Raw genomic sequence first — 14,637 nt, forward strand, 5'->3', positions numbered from 1 at the left:
CATTCGAAAAAAGCCATCAAGGACCACCGAAGCGATATCTTTATGTGCGCCCCCGAGAAAGACAAGGGGCAAAACTCCTTTTGCGCCCCCTTGATTTCCCACCAGGGCATCGGTAGTGCCTTCCCCCACGCGGAAGTGCGTTCGTCCCGGTGGGCGGCCCGGTCTTCAAAACCGGTGGAAGGCTGACGAAGTCTTCGGTAGGTTCGACTCCTATGCACTTCCGCCATCCTTCGTGACGCGCAGCGCCTCCCGACGTTTTTCCCCCGACGACCTACGCGCGATCGGTCCTCGCTGCCCCTTGTTTCGGCGTGCCCCCTGCTGCCAGCAGGGACCACCAATGCGCAAAGGCGCCACGTCCGTCCCTCCTTTCCCCACGCTGCCGCAGGCAAAAGCGGCTGTGCGCACGCCGCCCCCGCCCTGCATCCCCCGGAGGTCTTATGGGCTTTTCTTTCGCCACCGCACACGTCCTCTTCGGCCCCAAGGTCCGCACCCAGATTCCCGAGCACGCCGCCCGTCTGGGGCGACGCTGTCTTCTCGTCACTGGAGGGCGCCACGAACGGAGCGCGTGGCTCCTGGATGGGCTGCGCGCCGTCATGGAGGACGTGCACACCCTGCCGGTGCGCCGGGAGCCCGAAGCCCCGGCCATCGCCGCGCAAGCACTCAGGGCCCGCGAGCACGGCTGCGACGTGGTGGTGGCCGTGGGCGGGGGAAGCGTTCTCGACGCGGGCAAGGCCCTGGCTGCACTCATCGCCAACACCGGGGACGTCTTCGACTACCTGGAGGTGGTGGGCCGGGCCAAGCCCCTTACCACGCCGCCGCTCCCCATGATCGCCGTACCCACCACGGCAGGGACCGGGGCCGAGGTCACGGCCAACGCCGTGCTCCTCTGTCCGGAGCACGAGGTCAAGGTCAGCCTGCGGGCCCCGGCCATGATCCCACGTCTGGCCGTGGTGGACCCAGAGCTCACCCAGACACTTCCCCCGGCGCAGACCGCGGCCACAGGCATGGACGCCCTCACCCAGCTCATCGAAGCCTTCGTGTCCTGCGCTGCGAGCCCGCTCACGGACCCCTTGTGCCGGGACGGCATCATGCGGGCCGCCCGCTCCCTGCGCCAGGCCGTGCACCACGGAACGGACCTCCATGCGCGCACCGACATGGCCCTGGCCAGTCTCTTTTCCGGCATGGCCCTGGCCAACGCCAAACTGGGGGCCGTGCACGGCTTTGCCGCCCCCCTCGGCGCCATGCTGGGCGCGGCCCACGGGGAGATCTGCGCCGCCCTGCTGCCCCACGTCATGGAGGCCAACATTACCGCCTTGCGCGCGACGCATCCCAGCCACCCGGCACTGGATCGCTACGCGGAGATCAGCGCCCTTTTGGGCTGCGGCCACGACGCCATGGCCGGGGTGGAGACGGTCCGCGCCCTCTGCGCCGACATTGGCGTGCGCAATCTTGGAGACCTAGGCCTCACCGCCGCCCAAGTGCCCGAGGCGGCCGCCAAGGCGGCCCGGGCATCGAGCATGCGGGGCAACCCGGTCTCCCTGGACATTCCCACCTTGGAGGCCGTCCTCCATCAGGCCCTGGGGCGCTGACACACGCCACTGCTCGAACCAAGAGCGGATTGGCTGGATTGGCCGCTTCCGCCGGGCTCGTCGGGATAGCGGGCGCGGATGGCCTCGATGGTCTCGAAGATCTCCTCGAAACAGGAAACGACCTCCGGGTCGAAGTGGGTGCCGGCGTCTTTGCGGATGATGGCCACCGCGTCTTCCGGACTCCAGGCCTCTTTGTAGCATCGCCGGGAGCACAAGGCGTCGTACACATCGGCCACGGCCACGATGCGTGCCACCAGCGGGATAGCCTCGCCTGCCAGGGGCGGCTCCTCCGAGCCGGTGTAGCCGGTGCCGTCCCACTTCTGATGGTGGTGCAGGATCACGTCGCGCACCAGATCATCCACGTCCCAAGAGCCATCGGCAAAGAGAGCAGCGCCAAGCACGCAGTGGGAACGCATGATCCTGAGTTCCTCGTCGTTCAGGCGCCCAGGCTTTTTCAAGACCGCATCCGGGATCCCCACCTTGCCCACATCGTGAAGCATGGCCGCCGTACGGATCTTGCCCTTGGTGTAGCGCAGCTCATCAGGGTCCACACCGTGGCGTTCGGCCCAGCGGTGGTAGATCTCCGCGGCGTACGCCCCGACCCGCTGCACGTGCGCCCCGGTCTCCCGTGGATCGCGCAACTCCGCCATCTTGAGCATACGCAACAGCAAGGCCTGGGTCATGAGTCCGCGCTCCAAGGCCGCGCCCGCCTGGGCCGCGAGGAGATTCACCCGCATCTGCATGCCGATGGTAAACGGCCGAGGTTTTCCGTCCTCCATGCTGTTGATGAGCTGCATGACCCCAAGGATACGGCCTTTTTGGCCGAAGATGGGCACCGTGAGGGTCGATACCGTCCGATATCCCGTCTTTCGGTCAAAAGCGTCGTTGAAGCGGTACGGCTCGCTCGCGGGGATATGGTACATATCCGGGATGTTGACGGCTTTACCCGTCGAGGCCACGTGCCCGGCCACCGAGGACGAATCCAAGGGGAGCACTGCATTGACATAGACGTATTTGCTCGCCGCAGACCCAGGGAACAGGGTGTCGTTCTGCGTGTAGGCAAAAGAGAGCCCCCCGCTTTCCGCGAGAAAAATCGTGCCGGCGTCGGCGCTGGTAATACGCCGGCCTTCCAGGAGAATACGGTCCAACAGCGCGCCCATGTCCGCGTAGCGGCTGAGCTCCTGGGTGAGGCTATTGAGCCAGGCAAGCACCCCTTGGGCGGTGTTTTCCATGGCAAAAGGCTGGCACTTTTGCGGCACCGGTTCGTGGTGCACCTCCACGGCGCCCGTTTCCCAGCGGCCGATGCGCATGCCTTCGGCCGCCATGCGGATATCGACGGGAAGGTCCGCGAAGCGCCGACGCACCAAGTCTTCCAGGGCTTCCACGTCTTCGTCGCTGCGCGCCGGGTCGTGGTGGCTCAAAAGCAAGGTGTGCACCCCGGCGCGGGCCGCACGCTGCGGCCAGGCGTCCATGGCCGAATGCCCCCAGCCCTGCCGCACGGCGTACTCGTCCTCGGTGTACTGGGCGTCCACCAGGGCCACGGTGGCGCCTTCGAGAAAGCGCTCCATCCCGCGGGAGAGGGCGTCCGTGGCATTGGGCCGCCATTCGTGATCCCCGGTAAAGACAAACCGCCACCCATCGTGGGTGATGGCATAGGCCACGTTGCCGCCCGGGTGCACCGTAGGACAGGTGGTCACCTGGGCCGAGCCCACGGAAAACGACTCCCCGGGTTCGAATTCGTGGATCGTGATCTGGGCCGGCAGGCTCTCGAATTTCACTGGAAAGTAGCGGCGGTCCATGATCCCGGAGAGCACCGCCTGAACGCCGCTGCCGCCGATGGTGCGCGGGGCATGGATGTGGAGTTCGGTGTGCGGAGAGAAAATGGGCGCGAACATGGGAAAGCCCAGAAGATGGTCCCAGTGAGCGTGGGTGAAGCACAAGTGCAGCCGCACCGGACCCGCGGTCATGATCTCTTCGCCCAGGGCGCGGATGCCCGAGCCGGCGTCGATGACCAAAAGTTCCTCGCCCAGACGCACCTCCACGCAGGTGGTATTGCCGCCGTAGCGCTGCGTGGAGGCCGATGCCACCGGAATGGAGCCGCGCACCCCGCGCACCAACACTTCCATGCTGCCTCCCAGGATTCGGAAAAAGGTTCCCATCCACTACCGAGGAGACGGACTTGGGGTCAATGGAAAAGCCGCCCAACAGAGCCCCGTGCGGCACACCCGTCCATCCGAGCAAGGACTCGTGAACAAAACGACGCGCCAGATCTCAAGAAAGCCGAGCGCGCATGCACTATGCACTGCCCCGACCTCTGCCTGTGGGATCACGATACCCTGCCGCGCTTTTCCCGTTTTCATGAACACGTCAGCCCAAGTCTTCATAGCGTGACGTTTCCATTGTCCCAGACAGGGGTGACAATATCATTGTCCGGTAACAATGCCCTGTCGCCGGCTGGACATCGGGCGGGCCCTGAGGCACCATAGACGGCCGCGGCGGCGGCAACGCACACGCCGCGTGCAGGTTTTTCATTTCAGCTCTCAAGGAAGTTGCCATGGGCTTTTTCTCGCGTATCAAAAAACTCTGGGGCGGAAGCGCAAGCGACTCCCCCACACCATCTGCTCCGCAAACTCCCACGCCACAGCCAGAACCGGCGCCTCCTGCCTCTGAGGCGGTCGCACACCCGGCGGCGGCAACGCCAGAAGTCGCTGGGCAGCCCACGCCCGCCGGGAAGCGCGAGCCATCTGTCGCGCCGCAAGAGCGGGACACGCCCGAAGCCCCGGTTGCGGCCGACGCGCCTGCTGCGTCCGAAAAAACCTCCGAACCGCCCCTGGAAAACACTTCTCAAACGGCCTCCCCCCATCTTGCGCAAACCCCGCCTGCCGCGCCGCATCCCGCCCCGGAGGCGGCTCCCAAGCCCAAGGCGCCGCAGCCGACCCCGAAGGAGGCAGAACCCCACACAGCGCCGGAGGCTCGCCGGCCATCGCTGTGGCAGCGTCTTTGGGGACAGGCGCCCCAAGACGCCCCTTCCCAGGACGAGGCCACGCCAGCCGCCCCCAAGGCCTCGGACGTAGCTCCTGCGTTGGATTTTCAGGAAAAACCCACCATCCCGGCCTGGCAAGCGGAACTTGCCCGCGCCCTGCGGGACGCCGAGCCCCGGCTGTCCGTGTGGATGGAGCACATCCTGGCCGGGGTCACGGCGCGTGGCCCGGAGCTCTGGGCGCGCCTGCGTTTTCTCTTCTCCCAACTCGACGCCCCGGAAAGCGAGGCCGAGGACTTCATCCGCCGTTTCGACTCCTGGCTTTCGGACATGGGCTATGAGGCCGTGGAGGACTTCCGCTCGGAACTCCAGTACCGCCTAGCCCTGGCCCTGGATTTGGAGGACGAAGAGGACGAGCGCAGCCGCCTGCTCCTCAAGCTCTCCCAGGGACTGGCCAAGACGCGCAGCCAACTCACCGCCCGCATCGAAAACCTCCTTGCCCGCACCAGCGGCTACGACGCCGCCTTTTGGGAGGAATTGGAAGAAATCCTTCTGGTGGCGGACGTGGGGGTGACTGCCACCACCAAGCTCCTGGAGCGACTCAAAAAACGCGTGCGCCAGGAAGGCGGTGCGGCGCCGGAAAACTTCAAGTCGCTCTTGAAAGAAGAGATCCGCGCGGTCTTTCCCCCGGCCCCGAAACCCGTAGAAGCGCGGCCGGAAGTGGTGCTTCTGGTGGGCGTCAACGGTGCCGGCAAGACCACCACCATCGCCAAGCTGGCGCACCGCGCCCAGATGCAGGGCCGGCGCGTGCTGGTGGCCGCAGGCGACACCTTTCGGGCCGCGGCCATCGAACAGTTGGAGGTCTGGGCCCGGCGCGTGGGCGCTGGGTTCCATGCCAAGCAGCACGGCGCCGACCCCGCGGCCGTGGCCTTCGAGGCCGTGGAGCGGGCGCAGGCCGAAGGCTACGACCTGGTGCTGGTGGATACCGCCGGTCGGCTGCAGACCAAACACAACCTCATGGAAGAGCTGGCCAAAATCGCCCGCGTACTGGGCAAGAAACTCCCCGGCGCGCCCCACCGTACCGCCCTGGTCCTTGACGCCACCACCGGACAAAACGCCCTGTCCCAGGCCCGGCTCTTCTCCCAGGCCGCACCGGTGACGGAAATCATCCTCACCAAGCTCGACGGCACGGCCAAGGGCGGCGTCATCGTGGGCGTGGCCCTGGAGTTCGGCATCCCCATCAGCTTCGTGGGCCTGGGCGAGAAGATGGAAGACCTGCGTCCTTTCCTGGCGGAAGAGTTCGCCGCCGCGCTTCTGGGAGAACAATAAGGACGACGGATGCTCAGCCTCTACATCAACCTCGCCATGCAGCTCTTCTTTTTGCTCACGCCCTTTTTCGTGCTGAGCGTCTTTCTGTCGCTCACCGAGGGCATGGGTCCGGCTGAGCAACGCCGGGTGGCGCTACGCACCACCCTGGCCGTGGCCATCATCGGCATGGCGCTCTACTGGGCCGGAAACCCGATCTTCAGCACCCTGGGCATCACCTTGGACGGATTTCGCATCGGCGCCGGGAGCCTGCTCTTTCTCTCCAGCGTCTCCCTGGTGACCGGGACCCGCGCCCGCGCCCACAGCACGGAGGGAAGCGACATGGCGGTGGTGCCCCTGGCCATCCCCATCACCGTGGGGCCGGCCACCATCGGCACCTTGCTGATCCTCGGTGCCGAGCTCTCCGGGGTCGTCCCTCGGCTCGTCGGCGCTGCGGCCCTGCTTTCCGCCTGCGCCGGAGTGGGCATCATCCTGGCCTCTTCCCGCTTCATCGGCCGGGTGCTCGGCCCCATGGGCCTTTCCATCATGACCAAGATCACCGGCCTGGTGCTCGCCGCCATGGCCGCGCAAATCGTCTTTACCGGCGTCAAAAATTTCCTCAGCTGAAAAGCGCCGCAAACCACGACGGCACCACGGCCACTGCGGCAGGGGCGCCAGGCGCCAAGCGCCCCATGCCTAGGGCCTGGCCGGTGACCAGGGCGAGCGCCTCCGCAAAGCAGAGCTCCGGGGCAAGGTGCTCCTTGAGGAAGGCCGCCTCCCGCCACACATCGAGGTCCGGGGCAGAGGCAAGGGAATCGGTCCCCAGCACCACAGGCAGGCCGGAGCGCCGAAGAAGCGCCCACGGCGCCCGCCCTACCCCGAGGGCCGCATTGGAACGCGGACACAGACACACCACGCTCCGGCGCCGGGCGAGCAAGGCCACGTCGGCCTCCCCCAAATGCACGCCGTGCACGAGCAGTGTGCCCGCATCGAGCACCCCCAGGGCCTCCAAGGCCGCCACCACCGAGGATGCACGCGCCAAGACGCCATCCGGACCAGCGCCAAAGCGCTCCCGCGCCAGACAGAGTTCATCCTCCCGTTCGGCCGCGTGCAGGGAAAACAGTCGGCCATGGGCCCGGCACCATGCCTTTGCCCCGGCAAGGACGGTGGGCGCCGTGGCATAGACGCTATGGGCCGCCGGGGCCATCCATCCATGGGCAAGCTCCACGGCCGGCACCCAGGCGCGTGGAATTCGAGATGTCAAACCTTCACACAACAGCCCGTACTCCCAAAGACCGGCGGTTTCCCACACGGCCGCCATGGGCCGCACCATGCGGGTGGCCACGTCGAGCACCAAGCGATGCCCGGCAAGATCCATGGCGCTCACGGCCGTACGCACGCACGCTTCGTCCCAAAAGTCCGGCCGCGCCACGGCCGTGGCCCAAGCCTTAAAGCCGCGGTCCAAAGGCGCCCGGCCCGCCAAGGCCGAAAGCTCCCCGTGCATATGGGCATTGACCACACCCGGGACCACCACACCGTCCACGTCCCACGCTGCCGGGCCGTAACCGCCTCGTAATTGCCGCCACGGCCCCACGGCCACCACCTGGCCGTCACGAGCGGCCAGACCTGCGTCCTCCATCCACGCATCGCCGGTCCACAGCCGCCGCGCCCGCAGCATCCCGCTCCACCCTGGCGGGGGAGAAGAAAAATTTGTTTCGGCTAATTTTATTTCTTGACGAAGCAAAACGATCTCCATAAAAAGTTAGCCATACAAAACATGACCACGGAGGTATTTTTCATGGATTGGCAACTTGCTGGAGTGCTACTCATCGTTGTCCTCGCCGCGGGAGTCGTGCTGCGCTCCTTCACCCGGCGGCATACCGGCTGCGCGTCGTGCGCCTCCTCCAAGTCCTCGGCATGCGCCCAGGGCTCGTGCTGCTGCGCCTCCCCAGAGGCAACCGCTTCCCTCAAACCGCTGGAGGAGCACCGATGAACAGCATCGGCTTGCGCCACTTGCGCGTCAACCAAAAAGCGATCATCGAGCGCGTCTGCGCCGAAGGTGAGCTTGGCCGGCGCATGCGGGACATGGGGCTCGTCCCGGGCACCGAGATCTGCGTCATCGGCCGCGCCCCGCTTGAGGACCCAGTGGCCCTGCGGCTTCGCGGGGGGACACTGACGCTACGCAATAACGAGGCAGACCATATCTTGGTGAAGATACCGGAGGAATCCCAGGCATGAACGCAACCATCGCCCTCATGGGCAATCCCAATTCCGGCAAGTCCACGCTCTTCAACCTGCTCACCGGCTCGCGGCAGCACGTCGGCAACTACCCGGGCATTACCGTAGAAAAACACGAAGGCGTGCTGCGCCTTGGGGATACCGACGTGGCAGTGGTGGATCTGCCCGGAACCTACTCCCTCACCGCCTACACGGCCGACGAGTTAGTGGCGCGCAACTTTCTCGTGGACGAACGGCCGGATCTGGTGGTCATCGTGGTGGATGCCACCAACTTGGAACGCTCCCTCTACCTGGTGACCCAGGTCATGGAAATGGCCATGCCCGTAGTGCTCGTCCTCAACATGATGGACGAGGTGCGGGCCAAAGGCATTGCCATCGACATCCCGGCCCTGTCGCGCACCCTGGGGGTGCCGGTGGTGGGTATGAGCGCGCGGCGCGGCGAAGGCAAAGAGGAACTCCTGGCCACACTGCGCGAAAACCTCGCCCATCCCCCCACGCCTGCCCCGCTTTTCATCTCCTACGGCCCGGACCTGGACGAGACCTTGCGCCATATGGAGGCCCATATCGCGGCTTCTGGTCTTGGCGAGCAGCGCATCCCGCCGCGCTGGCTCGCCATCAAATATCTGGAAAACGACGCCCACATCCTTTCCTTGGGCGCCAACCACCCGGATCTGCACGCCCAGCTCACCCAGATGGTGGCGACACTCACGGAGCACACGCAAAAGACCCTGGGCACGGACCCCGAAGCCTTGGTGGCCGACTACCGTTACGGCTACATCGCCTCGGCCCTGCGCGACGTCCTCACCTGGCCGGTGGAGAGCCGCTACGATTTTTCGGACAAGCTGGACAAGGTGCTCACCGGCAAGTTCACCGGCCCGGCCATCATGCTGGCGGTCATTTACGCCATGTTCCATGCCACCTTCGCCCTGGGGGAAGTCCCCATGGGCTGGATGGAGGCGCTCTTTGGCTGGCTTGGAGACACGCTGCGCCAAATCCTCCCCGAGGGCCCGCTGGCATCCCTCGTGGTCTCGGGCGTCATTGACGGCGCAGGCGGGGTGCTGAGCTTCGTGCCCCTCATCCTCATCATGTTCTTCTTCCTCGCCTTCCTCGAGGACAGCGGCTACATGGCCCGCATGGCCTATATGCTCGACCGCGTATTCCGCACCTTTGGCCTGCACGGCTGCTCGGTGGTGCCCTTCATCGTCTCCGGCGGCATCCCCGGCGGCTGCGCCGTGCCTGGGGTCATGGCCGCCCGCACCCTGCGCAGCCCCAAAGAAAAGATCGCCACCGTGCTCACCGCCCCCTTCTTTGCCTGCGGGGCCAAGGTGCCGGTCTTTCTTCTCCTGGCCGCAGCCTTCTTCCCTGGATCGGGAGGCACGGTGCTCTTTTGGATCACCCTGGCCGCCTGGGGTATGGCCCTGCTGGCGGCCCGGCTCCTGCGCTCCACCATCATCCGCGGCACCTCGACCCCCTTTGTCATGGAACTGCCCCCTTACCGCATGCCCACCCTGCGCGGCATGCTCATGCACACCTGGGAGCGGGTCTGGCAGTACATCAAGAAGGCCGGTACCGTGATCCTCGCCATCTCCATCCTGGTGTGGGCGGCCATGACCTTCCCAGGACTGCCGGCCGACCGCGCCGCCCATTGGCAGGACCAACGACAGGCGGCCATGGAACGCCCCTGGGACAGTCCGGAAGCGCACGAAGCCGCCCTGGCCGCCATCGACGCCGCCGAGCGCCAAGACGCCCTGCGCCATTCCCTGGCCGGTCGCCTGGGCACCGCCTTGGAACCCATCTCCCGCTGGGCGGGCTTTGACTGGCGCACCAACATCGCCCTCATCGGCGGAGTGGCCGCCAAGGAGGTCATCGTCGCCACCCTGGGCACCGCCTACTCCCTGGGCGAGGTAGACCCCGAAGACGCCGCCCCCCTGGCCGAACGTCTGGCCACGGACCCGTCCTGGAACCACTGGGTGGCCTTGAGTCTTATAGCCTTCGTACTCCTCTATGCCCCGTGCTTTGTCACGGTCACGGTCATCGGCCGGGAGATCGGCTGGAAGTGGGCTGGCTTCTCCGTGGCCTTCAACACCATCCTGGCCTTTGCTGTCGCCACCCTCATCTACCGGGTGGGGAGCATCATCGGGTAGGACCAACCGCGCACAAGATCCCCCTATCAAAAAGTTCGGCCCCTGGGGTCCCAAGGGCCGAACTTTTTCTCTATGCGTTCTCGCTGCGTCCTTTATTCTTCCGGCAACTCCGGAGGACGCACCGTGGACCCGCCTTCACCCGGGAACGGCGCCCACTTATAGAATTTCTCTCCCGAATGCAGATGCTCGTTGGCCATCTGCATGAAGGTGTTGTAGCGGTGCTTGCACTCATAGAAACCATGCCACCACGCATAGTCCGGGGCCATCATCGCCGATCCCATGCGTGCCCGCCTTCCTTCATGGTGCCACAGCTCGTAAAACTCGATCTCGGGTTCTTCATCGAAGAACTTGTCCTTGCTGATCAATCCCTTTTCATACAGCTGGTCGAGCATTGCCTTTGCAGGTTTGAAGTAAACGTCGTTGTAATTCTGAACCACGGCATCCAGCTTGGTGTAGTGGTCTTCCACCCAGCTCTTGGTATGACACTGCATACAAATGGCTTGCATCTTCTCCCGCTCCGCCTTCCACTCGGTCTTGGCCGGCAACGGGGCAAAATCCTGCGGCCGCACCGTCAACGGGGCCTGCAGTTCCCATGAAAGCCGCTCGGTCACGTCATGGGTCGTCATCACCGGACCTGCTCCCGACATATGACACGAAGCACACGTGGGCCCACGATAGTCCACGCCCGGAGTCCAGGTGCCCGGGGCGGCGTCCCAGTTGTAGCTCTCGCCAAAGCTGTCATAGATGGCGCCATGCTTGGATTCCGTGTAGATTTCGATCTGCGGATGATCCGGTCCCAGATGGCATTGCCCGCACGCCTGGGGCCGACGCGCCTCGGCTACGGAAAATCGATGCCGGGTATGGCATGAGGTGCAGGAGCCCAAGGACCCATCCATGTTGACACGCCCCACGCCCACATTGGGCCAGGTGGCGGAGTCCAAACGCCCCTTGGCGTCCACCTTGAGCACCGTGCCATGGCAGGTGAGACAGCCGCTCTGGCGCTCGATATCGTTGTTCATGCCAAGCTTCATCCAAGGATCGATCTTCCACACGATGATATTGGTCTTGGCATGCTTGGAGCGGGAATACTGCTGCACCTCGTCCGGATGGCACCGGGAGCAATCCTTGGGGGTCACCGCCGTGGCAATGGGAACTTTGTATTCCGGCCGCCCCCACTTGGTGTCCGAGCGTTCATACTGCTTGAAATGTTCTTGGTTCACGTCCGGATCCGTAGGGTCGGCCCGGTGGCAGTCCAAGCAACTGATGTTGGCCGAGGCATGCCGGCTCATGGCCCAGTCGGCAAAGAGCCCCGGGCTTTCTTCCTTGTGGCAGTTGAGGCACGCTTTGGCTTCTTCGCTCATGCCCCGCTCGATGCGAAACTCCTTCACCTTGGGCAGGTTCTGCGCCAGCGCAGGCACAGCCCCGCACACACCAAGAAAACAGACCACTACCGCAAGTCGTTTCATCCTTCCCTCCTTACGTGTCCGCAAAGCATTCGCCCAAATCCGTTCCGTCACGATCCCATGCCTTTGTACCGGTAATAGCCCCGATCCGTGTGCACCAGATTGGCATGGCAGTCCAAACACCGCTTCTCATAGCCTGGCCGGGGGTACAAAACCTGCCGATGAGCAAGCATGGCGCCACGCTTGTGCGGCAAGTATTCGATGTTCCGGTGGCATTTGAGACATTGCTCGTTTTTGATGGACTGCGTAGCCCGGGCACGCATCGCCTGCCGGTCGTACTCCTCTCCCAAAAAATGGGCGAGAACGTCTTTGGCACCGTGCAAGGTCTTGGTGTAGAAGAAATTCACCGTATCCTGCGGTGCCGGAAGGTGACAGTCCATACAATCGGCAACAAATCCTTGCGGATTGTTGACATGTGTGGACGTCAACCACGCCCGGTAGGCGGGCTGGATCTCGTGACAGGAGGAGCAGAATTCGGGTGTCGAAGTCCGCACCATGGTGTAGTAGGCCATACTGAAGACCGGAAATCCCAGCAGGACACCCAAACCAACCCAAAGTGCAGGCCGAAACCATTTCTTCATGTCCACTCCTGCCGTTGGATCGTTATACTCCACAATTTCCTCGAAACGCGCCGTAGAACCCCAAAAATTCTGTCAAAGAATTTTTGAAAAAAAAAAATCATAAAAGCGGGAATCTTGTCAATGCAAAACCAAAACGCCGCAGCATTTGCCTTCGGCTCCCTGCTCCACTAGAGGCGCCTCCATGTATTCCCCGAACCCCCCCCCCTTGTGCCTGAGGCGCTCCCCAGGATTTTTCCCCTACCTGGCGGTGGTGGTCATCAACGCCATGCTGGATTTAGGACACAAGATCCTCATCCAGAACACCGTGTTCAAGACTACCAGCGGCGCCTTGCAAATGGGGCTGACCGCCCTGGTCAACGCATGTATCCTTTTACCTTTTATCGTGTTTTTTGTTCCAGCGGGACGCATGGCGGACAAGTATCCCAAGCATCGGGTGATTCAAGCCACCATTGCCGCATCCATTCCTGTGGCCCTTGCCATATGGATGACCTACCACCAAGGAATGTTCTTCCTTGCTTTCGCCCTCACCTTGGTTTTGGCCACGCAATCTGCATTCTATTCCCCAGCAAAATATGGAATCATTCGTGAGATGTACGGAGAAGAGCACCTCACTGCCGCCAATGCGGCGGTGCAGGCCGTGACCATCGTGGCCATCCTCTTGGGGAGCGTCGCCTTTTCCGTACTCTTCGAGGCATGGATCGGCACCGCCACGCAGGCGAGCCATATCCTCACCGCCATCAGCCCTGCCGGAATCATCCTCGTGGCCGGGGCCGTACTCCAAACCTTCCTGGCCACGCGCCTGCCCGCCACTTCGAACCCAGGCGCCACGCAAACACCCCCGCTTGCGCAGGTGCTGCGCGGCATCCGCGCTCGCCCGGCCTTGTGGGGCTCCATGGCGGGCCTTGCTCTGTTTTGGGCCGTCAACCAGGTGCTCTTTGCCGCCTTCGGCGCCCACCTCAAGGAGGCCGCAGGCGTCACCTCCACCGTGGTGGCCCAAGGGCTTTTGGCCATCGGTGGAGCGGGCATCGTGGCCGGATCGGCGCTCACAGCGCGGGTGTGCCGCCGACGTCTGGAGCTTGGGCTCGTTGCCCTGGGTGCCCTGGGCATGGCCGTGTGTATGGGCGTCCTCCCGTGGCTGACAGTCGTCCCGCTTCTCGGCGCAGTACTCATCCTCTACGGCGCCTGCGCCGGACTCTTCATCGTGCCCCTCAACTCCCTCATCCAGTTGCGCGCCCCGGCACCGGAATTGGGCATCGTCCTGGCAGCCGCCAATTTTCTTCAAAACGCGGCCATGCTCGGTTTTCTCGTCCTCACCATAGGGGCCGCCGCCCTGCACATGCCGCCGAAACCCATGCTCCTGGTATTGGCAGTGATCCTTGCCGTCATGGCGGCCGCAAGCCTCGCGGCCTTGCGCTTCGAGACCGCGAGGCTCTTCCTGCGCGCACTCCTCGGGCTTTTCTACCGCGTGCGTTGTGAGGGAATTGAGCACCTCCCCGCCACCGGCCCCGTGCTCGTGGCCGCCAATCACGTGAGCTGGATCGACTGGGCCGTGCTCTTGGCGGTGCTGCCCCGGCCCGTGCGCTTCGTCATCTACAGCGCCTACGCCGAGCATCCTCTGTTGCGGCCGATATTGCGGGCCTTCGGCGTCATTCCTGTGGATAGCCGCCGGGCCGCCGGCGCCATCCGCAGCATGCGCATGACCTTGCTCGGCGGAGGGGCTGTGGCCATCTTTCCAGAAGGCGGCATTGCCCGCACCCCGGAGCTCGCCCCCTTTCAGCGCGGCCTGGAGCTCGCCTGCCGTGGCACGCAGACCGCCATCGTACCCGTGGCCCTCATGGGCCTGTGGGGGTCCCTATGGTCCCGCTGCCGCCCCTGGCGGTGGCAGTGGCGCCGCACCATCACCGTGCGCCTGGGCGCCCCGCTTCCCGCCACAGCCACCGCCCAGCACGTACGCGAGGCCGTGGCGGCGCTGCGTGTCGAAGACTAACGCAAAGCTGCGGTGCAACGCAGCCGGAAGATCTCTTGGAATGCAGACCCCCGCAAGCAGGGGCGCACAAATGATAACGCCCCCAAGATGGGGGCGTTTTGGCTCATGTTCAGGAATGAAGTTTCTATGGCGGAGGGTTAGGGATTCGAACCCCAGATGCCCGTGAAGGCATGCCGGTTTTCAAGACCGGTGCAATCAACCACTCTGCCAACCCTCCACGTGGTGTTGGCGGAGAGGGAGGGATTTGAACCCTCGATAGGGGTTTAGGCCCCTATACTCGCTTAGCAGGCGAGCGCCTTCAGCCTAGCTCGGCCACCTCTCCATGCGTTGAGAGGCCGATCTCTAGTCAA

Annotated in this window: 11 protein-coding genes and 3 tRNA genes; 8 read left to right on the plus strand and 6 right to left on the minus strand. The window is 64.4% G+C overall.

Annotated elements, in window-relative coordinates; genetic code table 11:
* The first annotated feature begins 131 nt into the window (after window positions 1–131).
* Window positions 132–226 (plus strand) — tRNA-Sec (locus BR00_RS03100).
* 211 nt (window positions 227–437) lie between these two features.
* Window positions 438–1,589, plus strand: coding sequence for an iron-containing alcohol dehydrogenase (locus BR00_RS03105; RefSeq protein WP_496476153.1), 1,152 nt, complete (start codon window positions 438–440; stop codon window positions 1,587–1,589).
* On the opposite strand, the gene BR00_RS03110 is transcribed toward BR00_RS03105, so the two are convergent.
* The gene (locus BR00_RS03110; RefSeq protein ID WP_496476154.1) at window positions 1,571–3,715 is read right to left on the minus strand and encodes an HD domain-containing phosphohydrolase; all 2,145 of its coding nucleotides are present in this window, start codon (window positions 3,713–3,715) and stop codon (window positions 1,571–1,573) included. The two genes, BR00_RS03105 and BR00_RS03110, sit on opposite strands and share 19 nt — an antisense overlap.
* 428 nt (window positions 3,716–4,143) lie before the next feature.
* Here BR00_RS03110 and ftsY point away from each other — a divergent pair, with 428 nt between their 5' ends.
* Window positions 4,144–5,898 (plus strand): signal recognition particle-docking protein FtsY, encoded by a 1,755-nt coding sequence (gene ftsY / locus BR00_RS03115; protein ID WP_496476155.1) that lies wholly within the window; start codon window positions 4,144–4,146, stop codon window positions 5,896–5,898.
* Between the two features lie 9 nt (window positions 5,899–5,907).
* On the plus strand, window positions 5,908–6,501 hold the full coding sequence (locus tag BR00_RS03120; RefSeq protein ID WP_496476156.1) for a MarC family protein: 594 nt from the start codon (window positions 5,908–5,910) through the stop codon (window positions 6,499–6,501).
* Here BR00_RS03120 and BR00_RS03125 read toward each other — a convergent pair.
* Window positions 6,494–7,552 carry an amidohydrolase family protein gene (locus tag BR00_RS03125; protein ID WP_496476157.1) on the minus strand — a complete coding sequence of 353 codons (1,059 nt, stop codon included), beginning with the start codon at window positions 7,550–7,552 and terminating at the stop codon, window positions 6,494–6,496. The two genes, BR00_RS03120 and BR00_RS03125, sit on opposite strands and share 8 nt — an antisense overlap.
* Window positions 7,553–7,672: 120 nt before the next feature.
* Between BR00_RS03125 and BR00_RS03130 the strand changes: the two genes are divergently transcribed.
* The 3 genes from BR00_RS03130 to feoB are packed head-to-tail and all read left to right on the plus strand — an operon-like array spanning window position 7,673 to window position 10,256.
* Window positions 7,673–7,867, plus strand: a complete 195-nt coding sequence (locus BR00_RS03130; protein WP_496476158.1) for a hypothetical protein — start codon at window positions 7,673–7,675, stop codon at window positions 7,865–7,867.
* Window positions 7,864–8,112 (plus strand): FeoA family protein, encoded by a 249-nt coding sequence (locus BR00_RS03135; protein WP_496476159.1) that lies wholly within the window; start codon window positions 7,864–7,866, stop codon window positions 8,110–8,112. Before BR00_RS03130 ends, BR00_RS03135 begins: the two co-directional genes overlap by 4 nt.
* Window positions 8,109–10,256, plus strand: coding sequence for a ferrous iron transport protein B (feoB, locus tag BR00_RS03140; RefSeq protein WP_496476160.1), 2,148 nt, complete (start codon window positions 8,109–8,111; stop codon window positions 10,254–10,256). The genes BR00_RS03135 and feoB overlap by 4 nt, the downstream gene beginning before the upstream one ends.
* 92 nt (window positions 10,257–10,348) lie before the next feature.
* Here feoB and BR00_RS03145 read toward each other — a convergent pair whose 3' ends face one another.
* Window positions 10,349–11,722, minus strand: a complete 1,374-nt coding sequence (locus tag BR00_RS03145) for a multiheme c-type cytochrome (RefSeq protein WP_496476161.1) — start codon at window positions 11,720–11,722, stop codon at window positions 10,349–10,351.
* 47 nt (window positions 11,723–11,769) lie between these two features.
* On the minus strand, window positions 11,770–12,300 hold the full coding sequence (locus BR00_RS03150; protein WP_496476162.1) for a cytochrome c3 family protein: 531 nt from the start codon (window positions 12,298–12,300) through the stop codon (window positions 11,770–11,772).
* A gap of 181 nt (window positions 12,301–12,481) precedes the next feature.
* Here BR00_RS03150 and BR00_RS03155 point away from each other — a divergent pair, with 181 nt between their 5' ends.
* Entirely contained in the window at window positions 12,482–14,287 is a 1,806-nt protein-coding gene (locus BR00_RS03155) for an MFS transporter (RefSeq protein ID WP_496476163.1), read from the plus strand.
* 127 nt (window positions 14,288–14,414) lie between these two features.
* Here BR00_RS03155 and BR00_RS03160 read toward each other — a convergent pair.
* Window positions 14,415–14,504: transfer RNA gene (locus BR00_RS03160), tRNA-Ser, on the minus strand.
* 9 nt (window positions 14,505–14,513) lie between these two features.
* A tRNA-Ser gene (locus tag BR00_RS03165) sits at window positions 14,514–14,609 on the minus strand.
* Window positions 14,610–14,637 lie beyond the last annotated feature (28 nt).

Source organism: Thermodesulfomicrobium thermophilum DSM 16697 (assembly GCF_059568695.1).

Excerpts from the sequence above, each read along its gene's own strand:
- BR00_RS03135 (WP_496476159.1), top strand. The coding sequence starts at position 7,864 with ATGAACAGCATCGGCTTGCGCCACTTGCGCGTCAACCAAAAAGCGATC.
- ftsY (WP_496476155.1), top strand. The coding sequence starts at position 4,144 with ATGGGCTTTTTCTCGCGTATCAAAAAACTCTGGGGCGGAAGCGCAAGC.
- BR00_RS03105 (WP_496476153.1), top strand. The coding sequence starts at position 438 with ATGGGCTTTTCTTTCGCCACCGCACACGTCCTCTTCGGCCCCAAGGTC.
- BR00_RS03145 (WP_496476161.1), bottom strand. The coding sequence starts at position 11,722 with ATGAAACGACTTGCGGTAGTGGTCTGTTTTCTTGGTGTGTGCGGGGCT.
- feoB (WP_496476160.1), top strand. The coding sequence starts at position 8,109 with ATGAACGCAACCATCGCCCTCATGGGCAATCCCAATTCCGGCAAGTCC.
- BR00_RS03155 (WP_496476163.1), top strand. The coding sequence starts at position 12,482 with ATGTATTCCCCGAACCCCCCCCCCTTGTGCCTGAGGCGCTCCCCAGGA.
- BR00_RS03120 (WP_496476156.1), top strand. The coding sequence starts at position 5,908 with ATGCTCAGCCTCTACATCAACCTCGCCATGCAGCTCTTCTTTTTGCTC.
- BR00_RS03125 (WP_496476157.1), bottom strand. The coding sequence starts at position 7,552 with ATGCTGCGGGCGCGGCGGCTGTGGACCGGCGATGCGTGGATGGAGGAC.
- BR00_RS03130 (WP_496476158.1), top strand. The coding sequence starts at position 7,673 with ATGGATTGGCAACTTGCTGGAGTGCTACTCATCGTTGTCCTCGCCGCG.
- BR00_RS03150 (WP_496476162.1), bottom strand. The coding sequence starts at position 12,300 with ATGAAGAAATGGTTTCGGCCTGCACTTTGGGTTGGTTTGGGTGTCCTG.
- BR00_RS03110 (WP_496476154.1), bottom strand. The coding sequence starts at position 3,715 with ATGGAAGTGTTGGTGCGCGGGGTGCGCGGCTCCATTCCGGTGGCATCG.